A 21,817-nucleotide genomic window follows, 5' to 3' on the forward strand; every position below is an offset into this window, starting at 1 on the left:
TCGCACGAAACCCCCGCACGCACAGCGTGGCGGGGGTTTCGTGTTTGGCGGGTTAGTCGCTGGGTTAGTCGCGCAGTACCAGGGCGCGGCTACCCGCATGCGCCCACACCATGGCCGCACCGATTGCCACCACCACCGTCACCCAGGAGAACCAGGTGACGTCGACGCGTGGGCCGGAGATGAAGCTGTCCTGTACGGCCGGCCAGTACGTCGGCATGAGGTGCACATAGCCGAGCCCGAGGACGCTGGCGGTGCCGACGACCACAGTGGCCTCCGGCGCGTGCTTGCGGTGGCGCAGGATCATTGTGACCGCGACTGCGATGAAAAGTGCATGAGTACCGGCGAGGTAGGTGAGGACCAGCGGGGTAGCGCTCGGGCCGCGTCGCAGGTGGTCGACGAGGTCCAACCCCCAGCCGATGATGAAGGCGATGGTGGCCGCCCGCAGAAACGCGTCGGCGCGAGCGGCGAGTGGTGACATCGTGACCTCCGTCGGTCTACTACAAACGATAGTAGATCCCTAACCGGTGCTCGGCAAGGTGCTTTCGTCCGCGCGGTACGGCTTTCCATGGGGGTCGAGGCAGTGCTCCGATGTCTCGGTGTCCTCATGATCGACCTGCAATGTCGTGTGGTCGATGTCGTACTGCTCATGTAATAACCGCTCGATATCACGCCGTATTCCGTGGCAGTCCGCTTGCGGCGCCACCAGCATGTGCGCGGACAGCGCGGGCTGGCCGGACGTGATCTGCCAGATGTGCAGATCGTGCACCTCGGTGACGGATTCAACGGATGCGAGCTGAGCTCCGATGGCGTCGGGGTCCAGATTTGCGGGAGCGGCTTCCATGAAGATGCGTCCCGATTCACGCACTAACCCCCATCCGGCCTTGAGCATCAGCGCGGCGACGACGAGGGCGGCGATGGCATCCGCACGGGTGAACCCGGTGAGCCATATGACTGCACCCGCGACGGCGGTGGCGATGAATGCGTACAGGTCGTTGAGGATGTGTTGGAAGGCGCCCTCGACATTGAGGCTGGACCGGTTGGCCTTGCTGATGCACCAGGTGGCCGCCACGTTGACGGCGATTCCCGCGAGGGCGGTGACGAACACAAGCAGCCCCGAGACCTCCGGCGGTGTGATCAGGCGGCGGATACCTTCGTAGATGAAGAAGGCGGCAAGTAGGAACAGCGTGGCGCCGTTGGCCTGTGCCGACAGGATCTCGGCCCGCTTGAGGCCGTAGGTGTAGCTGCCGCGGGCAGGGCGTGCTGCCAATCGGATGGCGATGAGTGCCAACACGATCGATGCCGCATCGGTCAGCATGTGTCCGGCGTCGGAGATCAGGGCCAGTGATTGGGCGATGACGCCGATGACGACCTCTATGGCCATGAATCCGCCGATCAGGACCAAGGCGATGGTCAGCCATTTCCGATCGGCGTTCGCGCTGACACCGTGGCTATGCGAGTGCCCGGATCCGTGCTGGTGTGCGTCCGCTGCCATGTTCACTCCTTCTCATAACTCATGCAAACATATGCATGCTAGCATGTGTAATGACAAACGTTCAGCCCCTGACATGCCCCAAATGTGAGTCGCAGATGCTGTCGACGAAGTGGTTCGGCGTGCGCACCTTCCAATGCACGGGATGCGCCGCAGTGCTCCTGGAGCAGGACAGCCTTCAGCAGTTTGTAGACGGCGCCGCTCGGTTCGGCCCGTCGGCGCATATCGACCAGTCGCCGTCGCAGCCCTATCCACCCGCGCCGCCGCAGCGGGACTACCGCGGCATCATGGGCGGGCTGTTTGGCGGCGGCAGCCATGGCAATCGTCGCCGCGGACACCACTAGCCCTTACCGACCCGCCGAGCGCGCACTTACGCACAGCGTTACTCGTGCAATGCCTGCCTGAGTGCGCGCTCGTTGAGGTGAACTACGGCTTGATGCGGATCTTGTTCGGCGTCCACAATCCGCTGTGCACCGCTGATCCGTATTCGATCTCCGCCGGCTGGGCATCGGCGATGGTGTCGAACTTGCGCAGCGAGCCCCAGTCCCTGCCCCAGTCTTTCGACAGGTAGGTCGGCATCACGTGCGCCCGCAGCAGCAGATCGGTGACACCGAGTAGGCCACCGTTCTCGCCGTCCTGCCAGGTATCGGTGTCCTTGCGCTTCTGGTCGTAGTCCGGGGTGATCCGGAACTCGGGAATCTCGGTAATCCCGTTCCGGTGCAGCATCGGCTGCTGGCACGGGAAGACAAGTCCCACCGTCCAGTCCAGGAGCACAGGCTTTGTCCGACCCACGTACTCCTCCAACGACTTCAGCTCGGGTAGCCGAGGCGGGGCGAAGGCCAACCAGTCGCCCGGGGTCAGCGATCCGTCGACCGCCACGATGCGCACGGCGGTGGCGGTGTCGGGGATATCCGAACGGGCGAAGCGCAGATTGCGCCACGACGGTGCGGGTCCCAGGTCATAGGGCGTGAGGCGGCCGGCCGGTGTGAACGCACCGCCGGACCCAGGTGTGCCGTACTCCAATTGCAATGTCTGGCCGGATAAATCGCCCTTGACGTTCTTGGCGGCGATCGTTCCGGCCGCCGTCACCACGACGAGCGGATGGGCGGTATCGCGTGCCGGCAGCTGGTACCAGTCAGAGGTCACCTTCGCCTGTTGTTGTGGGCCCACTCGATAGGAGCCCACAATCGGTACCCGGGCCGGATCCAGCCCGTACGGCAGTCGCACCGTGGAGCCGTTGACGCCCGGTGTCGTGTTGCGATCCTTGGAATCCCAGTCGTAGTCGGTACCGGGCCGTGAGTCGGTCATTCGGATGGCTTCGGCGACGATCTTGTCGGGGACGCCGTCGGGAGTGAACCCGACCGGGTTCGTACCACCCAGCGGTCCCAGCGGCCCGGCCGGGCCGGGTACCGGCGCCAGCGCACCGGCATTCGGGTCCGGTTCTACCAACACGTCATCGGCCAGCCCACAGCCGCCTGCCAGTTCGCGGATATTGGCCCAGCCGTTGGAGTATGTCGGATACTGCCGAACTACTCCGATCGCCAACGAGCCAATGAACGTCAGCACCATGAACCCGGCGGCCCAGGCCACCGGGGCAGAGGTGATGGACCTCGTCACGCGATTTTCGGTGCGCCCGGGCGAGAAGTGCAGCCAGGCGGCATAGGCCACCGCGAGTGCGAAGAGCGCGAAGAATATTGTGCTGACACTTATTCCGGCGACCTTGGGCATGCTGCTGTTGAACGGGATTCCGAAACTTGAGACGTACCACCAACCGGCCGCACTGGCCCAGCTCAATGCCAGCACGAAGAGCACCGCGGCCACGACCGCCATTCGGTTGCGACTCCAACGCAACACTTGTGGCGATACCAGCACCGTGGCCAAGGCTGCCACGGCCGCACCCAGCGCGGCGAACAGCCCGAAGTGGTGCACCCACTTCGTCGGCGCGAACATCAGGAAGAAGATGGTGCCGAAGACGACGCCCAGCACCCGCCAGGCGGGCCCGCGTGCGACTCCGGGAACACGCTTGCGGCGCAACAGAATGAACATCGCGATGAACAGGCACAGCAGGATCAGCAGGAACCCGAACCGTCGGGATACCGAACCGTCCACGGTCGGCAGGAACAGGTAGTAGTACCGCAGGTTATCGGTGTACCAGGCCTGTGCCGGGCCGATGGCCGTGCGAATTCTGGTGGCTTCCAAGACCGTTGCCAGGGTTTGGTCGGAGAACACCACGGGCAGGATGACCGTTCCGGCGGCCAGCATGGGCGCCACCACCGGCCAGGTGCCCACCTGGCGATGCTTCTTTACGATGATCCGCAGGATGGGCCGGCCACCGGCGAGCAGCGCTGCCACGGCGATCAGTCCCGTCGGCTGTATGCCAAGGGTGAAGGCCGCGGTGATTGTGGCCAGCGCGGCCGGGGTCAGCCGTCTGGAGGTGATGGCCCGCTCGACGAGCACCCAGGTGATCAGCGATCCCACGGCAATCTGGCCTTCGGGGCGCAGACCGTTGTTGAACGGGAACCACGACGCCAGCAGCACGAAGCCGGCGGCCCACGCCGCGGGTTGGCTGCGCGCGACGGCAGGACCCAAGCGGGGCAACACTTCCCGGCTGATCAGCAGCCAGCAGACCAGTGAGGCGATGAGGTCGGGCAGCCGGATCCACAGGCTGATATCACTGACCTTCGTCATGATGGCCAGCAGGTTGTAGTACCAGCCGAACGGGTCCTCGGGGCTACCGAACCAGCGGAAGTAGTTGGCCATGTACCCCGCATGCTCGGCGGTACGGGCCATGCCCATCTGGTAGCCGTCGTCCGATGACCCCGCCCCGATGACGTACCAGACCACCAGGCTGCCCATGATGACGGTATCGGTGAGATCGAACCGTCGCCAGCGGGTGGGGATGATCCGTTGCATGCGATGGCCGTCGGTCTGGTCGATCCGCCACAGCGCCAGCAGCGCGATGATGGTGGAGATGACTGCGCCCACCATCGCAATGAGTTTGAGAAACGTTGGGCTAGAAGAAAATCGGGTGTCGATATGTGCGGTGAGGCTCAGCCCCGCGGGGGCGGGACCGTTGAGCTGGGTGAAGACGCCGACGATCTGTGGACGCAGGTTGGGATCGGGGAACCCGCTGGTGAGCTCCTTGCCGGTTTTTTCATCCGCGTCTCCCCGAAGACCTTCGAACGTTGCGAATGTGCCCTTGTCCGTGGACGTGATGACGATCTGTCGGCAGTCCGGTGAGGCCACCTTGGTGCGCGGAACGCTGGCGATCACGACATTGCGGTCGGTGATGTCGACGCGTTCCTTGGACACCTTGACGAACAGGCCCTGCAGCGCAGCCTCTTTGCCTTCGGGAGGCGCGGTACCCAAGATCACCGCGCCGTTCGCGGGCGCGGAGCGGACCATGTCGCACGGCACCGTCACCGTGACATCCATGGGTGTCTGGGCAATCAGTGGCGCGGTGACGCTGTTCAGCTGACCCTGCTGCGGCCAGTTGAGGGTCGCGGTGGACACCTTGACCGGTAGCAGTGGGATGGAGATGCAGAGCACGAACCCGAGCAGACCGAAAACGGTTGCCGTCCATCGTGCGATATTCAGCTTGCGGGCCTCAGGGGAGACGTCTGTCACGGATTTCTCTGTCATGGCAGGGCTCGAATCGGTCCTTGACGGGTCCAGCCGTTCACGACGACGGTGCCCTCGGTGAGTTGGGCGTTGGGTGCTAGATCAGGCCCGAGGACGGGCACGTATTTCTCGATCGAACCCCAGTCGCGGTACCAGTCGTTACGCAGATAGGTAGGGACCGACGAGGTTCGCAGCAGCGCGGTCGTGAACATGAACGGCCCGCCGTCCTCGGCCGACATCCACATGTTCGACGATGTCGCAACCTGCTTGTGCTCGGGCAGTATCCGGAACTTGGGCAGCTCGGCCACTCCCAGGCGCTCGCCGAACGGCCGCTGGCACGGGAAGTTCTGTGCCACAGCCATGTCCAGCAGTACCGGGGTGTCGGAGCCCAACAGATCCTGGGTGGTCTTGAGGGTGGGGACACGAGGTGGGGTGAATGCGAGCCACTGGTCGCTGGAGAGGTTGGGGTCATCGGCGACGATCCGGACCACGTTGGCCGGCGGAGCGGTCTTCATGGGGAATCGCAGATTGCGCCAGACCTTTTGGGGCCCGATGTCGATGGGCAGATCCTGGCGAACAGCCTTGACCGCACCATCGGGACCCATGGTGCCCCACTCCAGCTTGAGCGGCTGACCATAGTTGATCTCGGGGTTGAAGGTGCCGTCCTGCTGGAATGACCAGATCGCACCGGCAGCCGAGATGACCACCAAAGGCCGATCCGGACTGGGGGGCGGGAGCTGGTACCAGGACGACTTGAGGTGCGCGGCAATCGAGTTCTCGCCGTAGCTGCCCATCACCGGGGTGCGAGCCGGATCGAGGCCAAACGGCAACAGCGCGCTGGAGCCGTTGATTCCGGTAGGGCCGATACCGCCGGTGGTACCGGCCGCGTCGCTCACCTCCATGATCGGCGCGTTCGGTGAGGCATCGGAGTTCACCAGGCCCGGCTTGCCGATGACGGGCAGCGACGTCATGCCGGTATCCACGCCATCGGGGATGAAGCCGACGGGATCCATGCCGCCGAGTGGGCCGTACTTGCCTGCCGCTTGTCCCGGAACCGGTTGCAGTAGACCGTCATTAGCATCTGCTTCGACTAGCACGTCGCGGGCCATGGCACACGGATCGCTACCAGTCAGTGCCAATAGGTTGGCCTTGCCGGTGGTGTAGGTGTCGCTGCGCGCGTAGACACCCTTGGCCATGGACAAGACCTCGAGGATCACCATGATCGCGGCGACGATCATCAGTGGGGTGGAGGCGAGGAGCCGGTTGCGGCGATTGTTCTCGACCTCGGTGTGCCCGGTGTAGTCCAGGCGGAAGTGCTGCCATGCGGCGAGCAGTGCAGTGACGATCGACAAGGCCAGGAACATAGTGGTGACCGGGTGTCCGGCGATAACCGGCTGTTTGTCGAACCACGGCACGCCGTAATTGCCGACGTAGAACCAGCCGTTGATACCGGAGGTCGCCCACGCCAGGATGAACAGCAGCGCCGTCACGTACAGCGTGAGATTGCGTCGAGAATGCAGTCCCACCCGGGCGAAGGTGAAGGCCGCGACAGCGCCGAGGGCGCCGGCCAGTCCGGCGAAGATGCCGAACTGGATGGCCCACTTGGTGGGGGTGAAGGTGAGCAGCAGCAGCCCGATCGCGGTGCTACCGATGAGGCGCCATACCGGCCCGCTGGCCAGGCCGGGCAGCATGCCACGGCGTAGCAGGACCGCCAGTGTGCCGAAAAGGCAGAGCAGCAGGATCAATACCGCGATGCGTCGTGTCAGCGACCCGTCGACGTTGGATTCGACGGTCAGGAAGTAGTAGCGCAGGAACTCCTGGTACCACGCGATCGTCGGGCCGACGACGTACTTGATGCGGGCGGATTCGGCGACGGTGGCCAGGGTCTGGTCCCGGAACGTGAAGGCCAGCACGCCCGCGACCGATGCCGCCAGCACCGCGATCGGGGTGAACCGTCCGTATCGCAGGCGCCGCGCGGCGACGACTTGGGCGATGGCGCGTCCACCCGCGAGCAGTGGCCCGAGCGCGATGAGCCCCTGGGGGGCGACGGTCGCGGTGAGGAGCGCGGCGACGATCGCCAGTGCGGCGGGGGATAGGCGGCGGGTCGCGATAGAGCGCTCCACCAGAATCCAGGCGATCACGGTGCCGAACACGATGATCGGTTCGGGCCGTAAGCCGTTGTTGAAGGGGAGCCAGGCGGCGAGGAAGACCAGTGCTGCGGTCCACACGGCGGTCCGGCTCGCGGCGAGCTGCCCACCGAGCCCGGGCAGCATCTTCTTGCGCAGGATGTACCAGGTGCCGATGCCTGCCAGGGTTGCGGGCACCCGCATCCAGACGCCGACCGTGCTCACCTGCGTGAGCCAGTTCAAAAGGGTTGCGTACCAATCGAATGGGGACGCGGTAGCGCCGAAGTAGCGGTAGTACTCGGTGACGTAACCGGCCTGGTCCGCCACTCTGGCCTCGGTGAGGATGTTGCCGTCGTCGGAGGTGATGGCGCCGATGACATGCCAAAGAAGCAGTGTGCCAATGACTCCGATATCGGCGACCCCAGTAGTCAGCAGGGTCGCGCGGTCGGGCAGACGGAATGAAAGCCGAGCGGGCCGACGTCCGCCGCGCTCCAGCGTGGCCAGCGCTCCGATCGCGACCGCCACCGCGGCGATACCGAGCAGCATGGCCGCCAGCTTCAGTGCGGTCGGGCTGGTGATGAACCGGGTGTCGATCACCACGTGGGCGGTCGGTCCGCCCGCTGCGGGGACCTTGAGGTCGGTGAACAGGCCGGTCACCTGAGGCTTGTTCTCGATGGACAGGGTCCCGGTGGCATTGGGGAGTCCGGCGAAGTTCGCGCCCACGCCGGTGGCGTTGGCCCAGATGTCCAACGTGGTGCAGCCGCCGGACTCCACTGCCTTGCGCGGGGCGACAGTCGCGACGTTATCGCGGAAGGCGACTACCACCAGGTCCGATGTCGCGCGGACGAACAATGCGTGCCTGCTCGCCTCGAACCCACCGTCGGGGCTGGTGGAAAGCACGACGCCACCGTTGGCGGGCAGTGTCGCGATGGCGGTGCATGGAATGTGCGCCTCGAAGGACAGCGGCGCGCCCGACACCAACGGTGCGGTGATGCCGGTGATGTTCCCATCGGCCGTGGCGCCCTGTGGCCAGGTGATCTCGGCGGTGGATTGACGGACCGGCAGCAGTGGGACGAGCACGCACAGCAGCACACCGATGGTGGCCGCGGCCAATGAGATCAGACGTGCCCGCTGGGCTGCACCTGCTGTCCCGCTTCTCGACGATAGGGATTCAGACGGCAATGGCACGAGGGCGATGGTATGTGACGAAGCTTCAGGCACCTGAATGCAGCGCGGCCGATTGGCCGGATTGAGACATCGCAACCCGATACCAATCGATACATCAGCGAAAGTATCGAAAAGTATCCGGGATGTCGTACCCGCCTGATACCTATTGATACAGCCCCATGAAGTATCAAGTGAGGATTCGGTATGCAACCCAGCCCGTACACACCCGGCCAGGTGGCACGTGAGGTGGTTGGTCGCGCCGAACAGCTTGCCGAGATCGGCGAGCGACTGATGTACATGGCCGAGCTCGGCCGGCTGATCGGGCGCATCCGTGTCGACACCGGCCCGCGCGGTGTGGGAAAGACCTCACTGTTGCGTGAGGTCCAGCGTGATGCCGAGGCTCGCGGGGTGGCGACGGTGTGGGTCACCGCCGGGGGCGACGAGCCGCTCGCGCAGGCCATCGCGACCCAGATCCGTGCGCGCGTCGCAGGGTGGAAGAAGAAGTCACGCGGCCGACTGCTGCGCGCCATTGATCAGGTGAGCATCACCGCGGGCGTGCCCGGTGTGGCCCAGGTCGGCGCGACTGTCAAACCGGCATTGGGCACGGCTGGGTCTGAGGGGTCAGCGGGGTCATTGTCAGAGCCGTCGTTCAAGGAACTGATCATCGAGACCGCCAACGCGGCGCGCGAGGAGGGACACCGCGGTCTGGTGCTGCTGATCGACGAAGTCCAGGACGCCGACCGGCAAGGGCTGCGCACCCTGGCCGTCACCTGGCAGGACCTGCAGGCCGAAGCCGATACCCTGCCCGTCGGGGTCTTTGCAGCGGGTCTGCCACAGACGCCGGAGATCATCAGTGCCGCGGCGACATTCAGTGAGCGGTTCGCCTACCGCACGCTGCATCGCCTCGGCCCCGACGCGTCTCGGGTGGCGCTCGTCAAACCCGCCGGCGAGATCGGAGTCACCTGGGCGGAGGACGCGCTCGATGCCGTCATCGCGCAGACGAACGGGTATCCGCACACCCTGCAGCTGTATGCGGACGCCGCATGGGCGCGCGCCGGCTATCCGGATCCGGGCGGCCAGATCCGGAAAGCCGATGTCGAGCACGCGGCCGGCCGGGTCGCCGAAGACATGGACGCTCTCTTTCGTGCGCGCTGGAACAACGCGACTCCGGTGCAGCGAAGATTTATGGCCGCGATGGCGCAGTCACTGACCGATCAGCGGTTGGCCGGCCGGTCAGATATCGCCGCCGTCATGGGCCGGGATTCGCGGGCGATCAGTGCCGCCCGCGCAGGCCTCATCGATAAGGGCTTCATCGCCGTCGCGGGCCATGGGGTCCTGGAGTTCACCATTCCTGGATTCGCGGAATTCGTTCGTGCACAAGAGGACTGATTTTGCGAAACGTGCCGAAACCGTAGTCTCGGCACGCTATCCGTTATGAGGTGATTTCTCCCGGATCGCGCCCGAGCGTTCGCATTTCGGATCGACCTTGACGGGGTGATGGGGGCAGGGCTCGTCGTCATCGGGTTTCCCGTGCGTCGGAAGGGTCGTCACCAGGTACGACACCATGGATACGGTCACCAAGAATTGCCAAGCGATTTGTCGCAGCATCGCCGCACCTTCCTCTGGGATCTCTTAATGACAACCCCAATTGAAGTCGGCGAGACTGCTACTGGCTTCCGATAAGTTGCCAGTTCCTATCGAGAATCAGCCAACGGCCCTGTCTCGGCCGGCGGATGTTAACGACTCTTGCGCAGCGGTCCGGGCGTCCAGAGCCCGCTGTGCACAGCGGTTCCGAGCTGCAGCTGTGCCTCGGTGGCGTTCTTGTAGTACGGCGTGAACTTCTGCAGCGCACCCCAGTCGCGGAACCAGTCGTTCTTCAGATAGGTCGGCACCGGGGTCGCCTTCAGTAGCAGCTCGGTGATACCCAGCGGGCCGCCACCGAGGTAGTCCATCACCGGCGAGTTCGCCTCCGCGCCAAAGCGGTCGGGGAGAATGCGCCATTTTGGAATCTCGATGACTCCGTTCTTGTGATCGAATGGCCGCTGGCATGGGAAGGCAAGCCCGACGAGCCAATCTAGAAACACTGGTTCGGAGCCCACGACTTCCTGCAGTGAGCGCAGCGACGGAACCCGGGGTGGGGTAACCGCTATCCAGTGTTGTGGCGCCAAGTCCTCGTCGGCGACCAGCAGCCGGATTCGGGTGGCGTCCGTCGGGATGGCATCGCGGGACATTCGTACGTTTCGCCAGGCCGGGGCCGGACCAAGGTCGGCAAACGAAATGGCGCCCTTGACCTTCCCGTCCTCGCCGGCGAACTGCACCTGAAGCTCGTACGGGTCGAACCGGCCTGCGGCCGACAGCACGATCAGCGGCTTAGTAGCGTCCTTGGGGGGCAGTCGGTACCACGCTGACTGCAACCGAGCCGAACGCTGACTGCCAATCTGATAGCTGCCCATCACCGGTGTGGTCTCGGGTTTGAGGTCGAAGGGCAGGCGCGCCCGCGATCCGTTGACACCGGCGACCACGGTGGTGCCGCCCTCGGTGCCTTCTTGGCTCCCTGGGGTGTTGCCACCCTTGTCGCGTTCGACGAAGCTATCGGAGCCCTGTGGGTTGTTCTCCTCATCGGCCGATACATCCGACGGAATTCCGTTGGGATCGAACAGAATGTTGGTATCGGCGGCTAGTGCCTGCCCGATCGGGGCATCGATTGGCTGCAACATTCCGGCGTTGGGGTCCTCCTCAACCAGTACATCGTTGGCCAACCCGCAGCCGTGTCCACGCAGCGCGTCGAGGTTGGAACGTCCGACCGACCAGGCGGGATACTGATTGACCATGCCCGCGGTCAGCGAGAAGACCGACCAGATCACAACGATCCAGGTGCCTACGGCCAGAGGAGATTCGGCGATGCGGGCCAATACCGGAGGTACGGGCGTGCTGCCCGGGTGATCGCGGCCCGTGAAATGTATCCACGCCGCGATCAACAGGGCGAGCACCGAGAGCCCGAAGAACACGGTGCTGATGCCGAAATGCCACTGCGGGAAGGAATTTGACCACGGAACCCCGAAATTGGAGACGTACCACCAGCCGTTCACGCTGGAGAACGACAGCGAGAGGACGAAGAGCACGATCGCGGCGTACAGCGTGCGGTTGCGTGGCGAGCGCATGGCTGCCGCGGTGACCGCCACCGCGGCCAGTGCGCCCAGCGAGCCGGCCAGGCCGGCGAACACCCCGAAGTGGTGGGTCCACTTGGTGGGGGTGAACATGATCGCGATGAACGAGATCAGGGTGATGCCGATGATCCGTCGGCTGGGTCCACTCGCGGTGCCGGGAATTTTGTTCTTGCGCAATGTCATTGCCACGGCTACGCCGAGCGCGGTGATGAGGGCCAGCACCGGGAACCGCCGGGAGATGGCGCCGTCGGTGGTGGGCAGGAACAGCCGCTCGTAGCGGACGTGCTCGTCGAACCAGTTCAATGACGGGCCGACGGCCGACTTGAGCGCATTGGCCTGGATCTCCCCGATGAGGGTCTGATCGCGGAAGATGACGATCAGCGTCACCAGTCCGGCCGCCAGGATCGGTGCGAGCAATGCGGCGTAGCCGAATCGTTTGGCGCGCTTGGCCACGATGGTGCGCAGCGGCCCGATCGCAACCAGCAGCGCACCGATCGACGCGATACCTGTCGGACCGGAGAACAAGGTCAGCGCCCCGATGATGCAGGCCGCGGCTGCGGGCAGCAGCCTGTTGGTGGCGATTGTTCGCTCGACCGAGCACCATGTCAGCAGGATGCCGAGGGCGATGATCGGTTCGGGCCGTAGGCCGTTGTTGAACGGCAGCCAGAACGCCAGGAACATCGCGGCCGCCGTCCAGGGCACCACGAGATTGGTGCGGGCGGCGTGGCCCAGCCGGGGAATCACCTCGCGACTGATGACTGCCCAGCACAGCAGGCCCATGACCAGGGTGGGCAGCCGCATCCAGACGCTGGAGGTGCTGATATGTGCCCAGATGGTCAGCAGGTCGTAGTACCAGCCGAACGGTGATTCGGGTGTGCCGAACCAGCGGTAATAGTTGGCCATGTAGCCCGAGTGCTCTGACACGCGGGCCATGGTGAGGATGTAGCCGTCGTCGGAGGTGTTGGCGCCGACGAAATGCCACCACACCAGCACCGCCCCGACGAGCGCGTCCAGCGGGCGCGGTTTCCACCAGCCCTCGGGCAGGAAGCGCTTGTGCCTGCGCCCGTCTGCCGCATCGAGAGTGTGTAGGGCGACCAGCGAGACGGCGGTCAGCAGGACACCCAGGATCATCGCGATGAACTTGATGAACGTGGGAGAGCTGCTGTACCGGGTATCGATGGTGGCGGAGAGTTTCAGGCCTTCGGGAGCGGGTCCGGAAAGGTCGGTGAAGACGCCGACGATCTGCGGTCGGAAGTCATAACCACCGCGTTCCCCGGCGCGGGGCTGCCCGGGTTGGGCATCCTTGGGCCCCTGGGTGAGGCCGACGAACTTCCCGGTGACCTTGTCTGAGTGTGCGGTTACTTCGAGTCGCTGGCAGTTGGGGCCGGTGACCTCGGAGATCGGCGCCGTCACCACCGGCACGTTGCGCACGATCACCACGAGGTCGCCGCCCGTGCGCTGGATCAGCATGCCGCGGTCGACGGCATTGGGTGCCTGCTTGGGCACGGTAGAGAGCAGCACGCTGTTGTGTCCGTCGAGCCCCTTGGCTGCCGCACAGGGCACCGTGATGGTGAGGTCGGTGGCGACGTATCCGATGAGGGGGGCGTCGACGCTTGCGAGGGTGCCGTTCTGCGGCCAGTTCAGCTGCGCTGTGTCCTGCTGAACGGGAAGCAATGGAGTGGCGATGGCCAGCAGTGCACCCAGGAAGCCGGTGACGATAGCGGTCAGCCGGGCCCTGCGGTATTCGCCGTCGCCGTTGTTGGCGACCTTCTCCGTCGCGTTTCCCTGAACCGTCACGGAGGAAGATGTTAGTTGGCGTGCGATGAGCCGCTTGCGTGAAGAGCCTTAAGCGTGCGGTGGAACCCGCACAACCAGGACGAAGGGCCCGATGGTCCGCACGGTGAACCGCGGGTCAGCGAACAACTGCTTGTTCAACGTGACGGTGTATCGCTTCACATTCGGCTGGTTGGGGTAGACATCCTTGGCAAGCCGCAGGGAGTAGTTGTCACCGGACTGGCGCATCAGAAAGACGGTCGGGGACCGCCAGGGCAGCGCATCGAGCGCGCGGACCATCTCGTCGGCCGTGTGCAGGTCTTCCCAGCCCTTGATTGCCGCCGCGCGCTTGTCGAACTGTGCCAGTGGGTTCGCGTAGTGCGGGGTGAGGCCCTGGAATCCGTAGTAGGGATAGAACGCCAGGAAGCTGTAGTCGGCGGTGAGCACCACGGTCTCATCGCGCGGTTGGCCGGTGATCTCGGTGATGGCCTTGTCGATGGCGGCGTAGTGACTTTCTGGGCCGGGCGGACGGCGGTCGGCGCGTTGTCCGGTGCCGTCGGTGTCGGCGTAGGCGATGACGATGTCCGAACGCAGTACATCGGGTATGTCCTGGCTGAATGCCAGTGCACCGGCCAGACCGATGGCGGTCGCCACGAGCGTCGCGGCCTTGGTGCGCTGGGCGGCCCAGGCGGCCACCTCGATGAAGGCGAACACGCCCGCGGCGGTGAGCAGCACGGTGAGGGTGGGCACGAGCCGGAAGGACAGCAGGGTGGTCTTGGCGAGGGTGGCGAGCATGGACAGCAGCGACCACAGATAGACGGATACCACGCCGATCGCGAGCGCCCCGGCACGTACCGAGGTCCGTGCCCGCACCACCAGCCACACCGTCCCGATCAGGCACAGACCACCAAGCATGGTGGGCTGCAGCATGGGGAAGGACAGCTCGGCGCCGTCATTGGGCAGGTAATGCTGCGCCGATGCCGCGTTCTCCGGCGAATCACGCAGTGCGGCAAGCAGGTAGGGTCCCCAGAACACCAGGGCGATGACGATTGCGATGCCGATGATGGCTAGCCAGCGCAGCAGCGGTTCCCGGATGGCCCGCCAGCCGTCCCGCCGCCATCGGGTTATCGCGACGACCTTGGCCACGACGGTGATGGTCAGCCCCGCGTACCCGAATAGCAGTGTGTAGGCCAGCGCCGAGAAGCCTAGGAACACGCCCGTCCCGATCACCGCCATCCAGCCGGCACTCCCGGTCGCGCGCAGCGCGCTGTAGCCCAGCACCAGCACGGGTGGCAGCAGCACAGTCACGATCGCGCCGTACGGTTCGGTGGAAGTGAGCGCCAGTGTGACGGCCGCGGTCGCGGTGGTCACGATGAGCGCGTACTCAAAGCGAATCATCTTGTTCCACAGGACGAATGCCGCACATACCGCAATGGCCAGCGATGCGATGGCCCATGGCTTGTACATCTCCCAGCCGGTGGTTCCGGTGAGTGCCGCGATGCGCCCACCGATCCAGAACCAGCCGGCCGGATAGAACGGTGGCATATCCGAATAGGTCATATCGTGCAGCGCGGGCGCATCGGTGAACCGCGTCAGATACTCGGTGCGGAATTGCTGGTCCACCGAGATTCCGAACAGGTAGAGCTTGGTGGCGCCCAGCGGCATACCGAGAGTCACCACGGTGAACACCGAAAGAAAGAGCAGGGAAAGCACTTTCGCGAGCAGCTCGCGGCCCGACCGCCAGGCGAGGCCCGCTAGCAGCAGCCCGGCGATGGCCCCGAACTGGCCGACCGTGGTCAGGGCGTGCAGTTGGTTGGAAGACCCGAAGGCCGGCCACTCCACCCGCGCAATCGCCATGAGCGCGACGGCACTGACCGAGGTGGCCATGACAACAGCGAGCGTCAGGTCTTTGATGGTGTCCAGCACATGCCGACGTGACTTCAATGCCATCTGGGCTGTCATTTCGACGGGGTTACACGGGCAACTTGCGGAAAATGGGGCGCGGAACGTGGCGCAGCACGGACATCACATAGCGCCACTGGCCCGGCGCCCAGATCAGGTCCTTGCCCGCGGCGGCCGACGCCACCACCAGCTCGGCGATCTCCTCCTTGTCGACCGTGAACGGCGCCTCCTTGGCGCCGGTGGCCTTCCAATGCTCGATCGTCGTGGTGGTGCGCACCTGACCCGGCCGTACCACCAGCACGCGTACACCGAACTCGCGCAGCGCTTCTCCGAGGCCCTGGTAGAAGCCGTCGAGCCCGGCCTTGGTGGAGCCGTAGACGAAATTGGAGCGGCGCACCCGCTCACCGGCAACCGAGGACATCGCGATGATCTGGCCGAAGCCCTGCGCCTTCATCCGCTGGCCGATGAGCACCCCGACGGAGACCGCGGCGGTGTAGTTGACCTGTGCGCTCAGTACCGCCTTGGCCTGGTCCTGCCAGAGCTCTTCGGCATCCCCGAGAATGCCGAAGGCGACAATCGCGACGTCCACATCGCCCTGCGCCCAAGCGGATTCGATGAGTGTCGGGTGGGTCTTGGTATCGACGGCATCAAAATCCAGATACTCGACCGATTTGGCTCCTGCGGCCTTGATCTGCTCGATGGCCGCCTCGCGCTTAGGAGCGTTCGGTAGGTCGGCCAGGATTACCCGTGCCTTGGCGTTCTTGAGGTAGCGCTCGACGATGGCCAGGCCGATCTCCGAGGTGCCACCCAGCAGCAGGATGGTCTGCGGGTTTCCGGTTGCGTCAATCATGTTGTCAGTCCTTGTGGTATTCCAGCGTGAAAAATCAGAGCAGTTCGAGTCGGCGGGCCATATCGGAGGCGAACACGCCCTGGGGGTCGGCCTTGCGTCGGGTGGCGATCCACTCGTCGACGCGCGGGTACATCTTGTGGAACTTCTCTGCGTTCACCCGCGAATCCTTGGCGGTATAGACCCGTCCGCCGAACTCCATCGCGCGCTCGTCGAGCTCGTTGAGGAACTCGTTGACACCGGGCTTGTTGGGGAAGTCCATGGCGACATTCCAGCCCTTCATCGGGAAGCTCAGCGGCGCCTTGTTTCCCGGACCGAAGAGCTTGAAGACATTGAGTGCCGAGTAGTGACCCTGGGTCTGGATCCACCGGATGATGCCCTTGAACTCGTCAAGTGCGTCGGGCGGTACCAGGAACTGATGCTGCGCGAAACCTGCTGGGCCATAGGCGTATTGCCAGCCAGTCGTGATGTCCAGCATGTGGTAGAACTGCGTCAGGTTGACGATCTTGCCCTGGTAGTTCCCACTCATCCGGTAGAACGCCTCGCCGACCATGCTCAGCGACAGCTTGTTCATGACGCTGACCGGGAAGAGATCGGGGAAGCCCGGCAGCTGTGGCGCGCTGAACCGCAACGGGTCTTTCGCCAGCTTCGGCGGCAGCTGGTCCACTCTGGCCAGGCGGCCGCGGCTGACGGCTGCGCGGCCCAGCTTGGGCGGCGGGTTGATCAGATCGAACCAGGCACTGGAATAGGTGTAGTTATCCTCGCTGCCGTCCTGGTGCACGGCGACGGTCTCGTCCAGGTCCGCGGTGGCGATCCCGTCGGCGATGAAATAGGCGCTCTCGGTGCGCGTCATGGCGATCCGGGCCCGAACCACGATGCCGGTCAAGCCGTTTCCGCCGACCGTGGCCCAGAAGAGCTCGCCATCGGGGCCGTCCGGGGCGATGGTGCGCACCTCGCCGTCGGCCATCAGCAGATCGAGGGACAGCACGTGGTTTCCGAAGCTGCCCGCGCTGTGGTGGTTCTTGCCGTGGATATCCGAGCCGATGGCGCCGCCGATGGTCACCTGCCGGGTGCCGGGTAGCACCGGCACCCACAGACCGAAGGGCAGCGCGGCCTTCATCAGCTGGTCCAGGCTCACGCCCGCGTCCACATCGGCGATCGCGGTATCCGCGCTGATCGAATGCACGGTGTTGAGCGGGGTCATGTCGACGACGATGCCGCCGCCGTTGCAGGCGTGGTCGCCGTAGGAGCGGCCCAGACCGCGCGCGACGATACCGCGGCGCAGATAGCTGGGACTGCCGGAGCCGGCGTCGGCGACCTGGCGTACCGCTTCGGCAATGACGGCGACGTCGGGGGTGGAGAGCACCTGCGCCACGGTCGGGGCGGTGCGGCCGAACCCGGTCAGCGTGCGCGGAGTGAGGGGTAGCGCGGACTTCGGAGTTGTCATCGTTGATTGAGCGTAGCGGCTCACCGTATCCGGAAGATCACAGCGCGCTGCACGATGAAATTGATGACTGTTGCCGTCCCCTGTGCGATGACAAAAGCCACTGGCACTCGCCAGGGTTTGTCCTCAAACTGCATGTAGAACAGGTAGTTGATGCCGACCTGGACGGCGTACGTCAGACCGTAGAGCGCCATTACCGCGATGAATTTGGCTCGGTTCGGTTCGGCCTGGAACGTCCAGCGCCGGTTGATCAGGTAGGCCGTGGTGGTTCCCGCGACAAAGCTGATGGATTTGGCGATATTGACCTGCAGGCCGAAGTGCAGCAGCAGTACATATAGTCCGAAGTCGACGATGGCCGAGAGTCCGCCGGTGATGACGAAACGGGTGGCTTGAGTGGTCAGCGACAGCGGCGCCGGTGCTGGGCTCGACACCGCGTCGGACTTCGGGGCATCCTGCACGCGGCAGAGCCTATGCCACCGGTCACTGCGCGCCGCAGCGTGCGTGTGTAAGGTCGCGGCAGATTCTGTAGCTGGATTGCTGGAACATTGATGCGTTGAGGGGAAGCTATGACGACTCCAGAGCACGGAAAGCACGAACGGGCCGAGGGCGAGGGCGTCGATCCACTGATCGATCTGTCACGTGATCCGAACCCCGGAGTCGCCGATCACGCCAAGGACGACGAGTAACGCGTCTTCGCGTCCTCCGAGTTTGAGCGCCTGTGCTCACACTCGTTGCGCTACGAACGTCTCGATTTCGCTGACCATGAGCTCGGGTTGGTCCTCGCTGACAAAGGCGTAGCTGTCTGGGACCTCGACGAGTTTTGCGTCGGGCAGTAGCTGCGCCCAGCGTTCCGCGTGCGCGAACGGGAAGAACGGCAGCTTGCGTGGCCAGAGCAGCAGGACCGGTTTCTCGAAGGTCCGCAGCGTCTCGGCGGCGTCCAGTGTGTCGTGGTAGTCGATTCGGCTGAGAAAGGCGCGTACATCGCGTCGGACCGCCTTGTCCTGTAGCAGGGGGCCTACCCACTCACCCAGCACTTCGTCGGGAATCGAGTGTTTGGCGAGGGTCTTTCCGAGGGCACGTTGCGCGAATCTGAACGTGAACGGACGCAGCACGAAGTCGGTACCGGGAACGCGCGCCCAGTATTGGAAGATGCGAATCGATTTCGGCAGGAAGTTGTCGAAGGAATCGCAGGGCGTCAGCACCACCCGGCCAATCCGGTCGCAGCCGCCGGCCAACAAAAGCTGGGTGATCGCCCCGCCTGTATCGGTGGCGACCACGGTGACGTCATCGAGATCGAGCCTCTCCATCAGCTCGCGAATCAGCCCCGCGACTGCGTGTGGGCTTAGGTTGGCGTCGGGGTTCATCGGAGTCCGGTGTGCGCCGAGCGGCAAGTCCGGCGCGATGCAGCGGAAGCGCTCGCTGAGTGGATCGATCACCTTCCGCCACATGGTGCCGGTGACGAAGAGCCCGTGCACGAAGACGATCGGTGGACCGTCCCCGCTATCGCGGTAGTGGATGGCGCCGGCGCTGGATTCGAAAGTAGGCATACCTCGACGATCGCCCTGACCTGCTGCCATCGCGAGACATGGCACTGCCAGTCGGTGCCATCCGGGGGCGGACAGACCTTTAGAGGCCCGTGGCCGCCAGCACGCCGCATAGCGCGTCGACGGCGGGCGCGAAACCGTGGTCGGCCGGGGTGCCGAAGCTGACCACCACCCCGTCCGGGTCGGGGATATGCGGGCCGGCGAGTGGATGGCGCAGCCGCGACAGTCCGGCCAGCGCCACTCCTGCCGCACCGGCGCGGTACAAAACGTCGGGCTCCGCGCCGTCGGGCAGCGTCAGCAGTAGGTGTAATCCGGCCGATAGTCCGCGGACGCCGACGTCATAGTCCGCCAGCCGCTCGACGAGCAGGTCGCGTCTTCGTCGGTACCGGCTGCGCATGCGCCGGATATGCCGGTCGTAGTGTCCGTTGGCGATGAAGTCCGCCATGGTCAGCTGCGAGATGGCGTCGACGTACCACTGCGCCCCACCCGCGGCCGCCACCACCGCGTCCACCAGCTCAGGTGGCAGCACCATCCATCCCAGCCGCAATGCGGGTGCCAGGCTCTTACTCGCCGAACCGAGATACACGACGTGGTCGGGATCCAGGCTCTGTAGCGCGCCGACGGGCTGACGGTCGTAGCGGAACTCGCCGTCGTAGTCGTCCTCCAGGACGTAAGAGTCGGTGCGGCGCGCCCAATCCACCACCGCGGTGCGCCGCGACGGGTGCAGTGGCAGCCCGTGTGGGAAGTGATGGGCGGGGGTGATCAGGGCCGCGCGCGCGTCGAGGGTGTCCAAATCACTGACGACGGCGCCCTCTTCGTCGAAGCCGATCGGTGTGCTGGAGCCACCCGCGGTGTCTATACAGTCACGAAAGATGAAGAGTCCGTACGCTTCTACGGCGATCGGCCGGGTAAGCCCGTATATCCGGGTGAGGATTTCCACGGCGTGCCGGGTGCCCGCACAGATGAAGACCGAATCTGGGGTAGTTCGCACACCGCGTACTCGGGCCACGTATTCGGCGACGGCGGAACGCAATTCGGGCCGACCGCGCGGATCGCCCATGCGCAGGGCCTCATTGGGCGCGTTGCTCAGCGCGCGGCGGACGGAGGCGAGCCAGTCCGCCCGGGGGAAGGCCGTGACGTCCCCGGACCCAGGCATGAGGTTGTGCGGTGGGGGGGAGCCCGCCCCACGCGGCCGCGGTGGCAGCTGGTCTTGGCCACGACCGACCACGCGGGTACCGGAGCCCTGTCGCGATTCGAGCCAGCCCTCGGCGACGAGTTCTGCGTAGGCCTCCGCGACGGTGTTCCGCGCCAGGCCTAGGTCACTGGCGAGGGTTCGGGAGGGCGGCAGCATCGCCCCCACCGTCAGGCGCCCGGACCTGACGGCCTCGCGTAGCGCGGAGATCAGCAGGTCACGTACGCCCCGGGCCCCCGGAGTGATGGCGTGGCGCAGGTCGAGATGCAGGTCGTGGCTGAGGGGACGCGGCTCTGTTGTTCCCAAATTGGCCCACGAACTCATGCCTGAATTGAACCATGAGAATGGGTCTTTCCGGTTCTAGAGTTGATGACATGACAAACACACTTGGACACACACTGACGACTCCCCGCCTCCGCATGGAGAAGGTCTCGCCCGAGGTTTACGAGGCCGTGATGGCGCTGAGCATCGCCTCGGCCAAGGATGTCGATCCCGGCCTCGCCGAGCTCATCAAGATCCGTGCCTCTCAGCTCAACCACTGTGCGTTCTGTCTCGATATGCACACTCACGATGCCCGCAAGAACGGTGAGACCGAGCAGCGCATCTATCTACTGAACGCCTGGGCCGAGGCCGGCGATATCTACACCGAGCGGGAGAAGGCCGTGTTGGCCCTCACCGAAGAGGCAACCGTGCTTTCCGCTGGTGAGCACGTGTCCGATGCCACCTACGCCCGCGCCGCCGCGGTGTTCACCGAACGCGAGCTGGGACAGATCATCGGGATGATCCTGACGATCAACGCGTGGAATCGCATCGCTGTCACTACCCGCAACGCACCTCCACGCCGTGGCTAGATTTGCCACATTCTTTGTCGTCGGCGTGACAGAAGCGTGATCGTTTCGTAATCTAGCCCTGTGATCTTGGCGAGATGGCGTGCAAAGCACGGGGAGAAGAGGCCCGCGATGCCGACCTCTCGCGTCGCGGGCCTCAGCCTGTCTCTCGTTGCCGGAGCCGCGGCTATGGGGATCGTGAGCGAAGTCGGACCGCACGATGTGCAGCTTCCGATCAAGCCCGAACAACACGCCATTGCGCTTATTACCGACCTGCCACGTGCACAGCGGGACCGGCGTTTCATCTCGGGCGAGGCGTTGGCGATGGAGGCCAGGGCCAAGGCCATCAAGCCATGCTCATCGGTGCTGGCTGGTGCGCAGCCCGCCGTCGCCCAGGCGGGTAACGCCCTCAAGACGATGTTCGGCATCTCCAATATCGGTGGCTCGAGTGGTCGGGGTGGTGGCGGCGACCACGGCCGCGGTCTGGCCCTGGATTTCATGACGAACTCCAACACGACCGGGACGGCACTCGCGAACTTTGTTCTCGCCAACCGTGAGCGGCTGGGGGTGACGTACGTGATCTGGCAGCAGCGGTACAACGACGGCAACGGCTGGTCGATGATGGAGAACCGCGGCAGCGCCACGGCCAATCACTACGACCACGTGCATGTGTCGTTCCGGGCGGGTGCTCAGGTCGCTGTCAGCTGCTGACCTCAGC

The 21,817-nt window shown here is 64.9% G+C and carries 16 protein-coding genes; 4 read left to right on the forward strand and 12 right to left on the reverse strand.

All coding sequences use genetic code 11. The annotated features are described in order from the left end of the window. Positions 1–64: 64 nt before the first annotated feature. Both MLB1_RS14265 and MLB1_RS14270 read right to left on the reverse strand, forming a co-directional pair. Positions 65–478 (reverse strand): hypothetical protein, encoded by a 414-nt coding sequence (locus MLB1_RS14265; protein WP_180750505.1) that lies wholly within the window; start codon positions 476–478, stop codon positions 65–67. Positions 479–517: 39 nt separating this feature from the next. Beyond that, positions 518–1,492, reverse strand: a complete 975-nt coding sequence (locus tag MLB1_RS14270) for a cation diffusion facilitator family transporter (protein ID WP_180750506.1) — start codon at positions 1,490–1,492, stop codon at positions 518–520. A 95-nt stretch (positions 1,493–1,587) separates the two neighbouring features. Between MLB1_RS14270 and MLB1_RS14275 the strand changes: the two genes are divergently transcribed. Then, complete coding sequence (locus MLB1_RS14275) at positions 1,588–1,833, forward strand: hypothetical protein (protein WP_180750507.1); 246 nt, start codon at positions 1,588–1,590, stop codon at positions 1,831–1,833. Between the two features lie 82 nt (positions 1,834–1,915). Here MLB1_RS14275 and MLB1_RS14280 read toward each other — a convergent pair whose 3' ends face one another. Beyond that, positions 1,916–5,131, reverse strand: a complete 3,216-nt coding sequence (locus MLB1_RS14280) for an arabinosyltransferase domain-containing protein (protein ID WP_180750508.1) — start codon at positions 5,129–5,131, stop codon at positions 1,916–1,918. After that, positions 5,128–8,418 carry an arabinosyltransferase domain-containing protein gene (locus tag MLB1_RS14285; RefSeq protein WP_180750826.1) on the reverse strand — a complete coding sequence of 1,097 codons (3,291 nt, stop codon included), beginning with the start codon at positions 8,416–8,418 and terminating at the stop codon, positions 5,128–5,130. The genes MLB1_RS14280 and MLB1_RS14285 overlap by 4 nt, the downstream gene beginning before the upstream one ends. Before the next feature lie 189 nt (positions 8,419–8,607). Between MLB1_RS14285 and MLB1_RS14290 the strand changes: the two genes are divergently transcribed. Next, a complete protein-coding gene (locus tag MLB1_RS14290) occupies positions 8,608–9,792 on the forward strand; it encodes an ATP-binding protein (protein ID WP_180750509.1) in 1,185 nt (394 codons plus the stop codon). Positions 9,793–9,828: 36 nt separating this feature from the next. On the opposite strand, the gene MLB1_RS14295 is transcribed toward MLB1_RS14290, so the two are convergent. From MLB1_RS14295 to MLB1_RS14330, 8 genes are all read right to left on the reverse strand, one after another. Further along, positions 9,829–10,011, reverse strand: coding sequence for a hypothetical protein (locus tag MLB1_RS14295; protein WP_180750510.1), 183 nt, complete (start codon positions 10,009–10,011; stop codon positions 9,829–9,831). A gap of 128 nt (positions 10,012–10,139) precedes the next feature. Beyond that, the gene (locus MLB1_RS14300; protein ID WP_180750827.1) at positions 10,140–13,394 is read right to left on the reverse strand and encodes an arabinosyltransferase domain-containing protein; all 3,255 of its coding nucleotides are present in this window, start codon (positions 13,392–13,394) and stop codon (positions 10,140–10,142) included. 21 nt (positions 13,395–13,415) lie between these two features. Then, positions 13,416–15,305, reverse strand: a complete 1,890-nt coding sequence (locus tag MLB1_RS14305; protein ID WP_180750511.1) for a galactan 5-O-arabinofuranosyltransferase — start codon at positions 15,303–15,305, stop codon at positions 13,416–13,418. Between the two features lie 10 nt (positions 15,306–15,315). Further along, the gene (locus MLB1_RS14310; protein WP_180750512.1) at positions 15,316–16,095 is read right to left on the reverse strand and encodes a decaprenylphospho-beta-D-erythro-pentofuranosid-2-ulose 2-reductase; all 780 of its coding nucleotides are present in this window, start codon (positions 16,093–16,095) and stop codon (positions 15,316–15,318) included. Positions 16,096–16,129: 34 nt separating this feature from the next. Beyond that, positions 16,130–17,539 (reverse strand): FAD-binding oxidoreductase, encoded by a 1,410-nt coding sequence (locus tag MLB1_RS14315; protein ID WP_180750513.1) that lies wholly within the window; start codon positions 17,537–17,539, stop codon positions 16,130–16,132. 20 nt (positions 17,540–17,559) lie between these two features. After that, a complete protein-coding gene (locus MLB1_RS14320; RefSeq protein ID WP_180750828.1) occupies positions 17,560–17,967 on the reverse strand; it encodes a GtrA family protein in 408 nt (135 codons plus the stop codon). Positions 17,968–18,258: 291 nt separating this feature from the next. Next, on the reverse strand, positions 18,259–19,113 hold the full coding sequence (locus MLB1_RS14325; protein ID WP_180750514.1) for an alpha/beta fold hydrolase: 855 nt from the start codon (positions 19,111–19,113) through the stop codon (positions 18,259–18,261). A gap of 49 nt (positions 19,114–19,162) precedes the next feature. Next, positions 19,163–20,596: a PLP-dependent aminotransferase family protein gene (locus MLB1_RS14330; protein ID WP_180750515.1), complete on the reverse strand. Its 1,434-nt coding sequence runs from the start codon at positions 20,594–20,596 to the stop codon at positions 19,163–19,165. 95 nt (positions 20,597–20,691) lie between these two features. Between MLB1_RS14330 and MLB1_RS14335 the strand changes: the two genes are divergently transcribed. After that, positions 20,692–21,123: a carboxymuconolactone decarboxylase family protein gene (locus tag MLB1_RS14335; RefSeq protein ID WP_180750829.1), complete on the forward strand. Its 432-nt coding sequence runs from the start codon at positions 20,692–20,694 to the stop codon at positions 21,121–21,123. 108 nt (positions 21,124–21,231) lie between these two features. Beyond that, positions 21,232–21,810, forward strand: a complete 579-nt coding sequence (locus MLB1_RS14340; RefSeq protein WP_180750516.1) for a hypothetical protein — start codon at positions 21,232–21,234, stop codon at positions 21,808–21,810. Positions 21,811–21,817 lie beyond the last annotated feature (7 nt).

It is taken from the genome of Mycobacteroides sp. LB1, assembly GCF_013449725.1.
Classification (GTDB): Bacteria; Actinomycetota; Actinomycetes; order Mycobacteriales; family Mycobacteriaceae; genus Mycobacterium.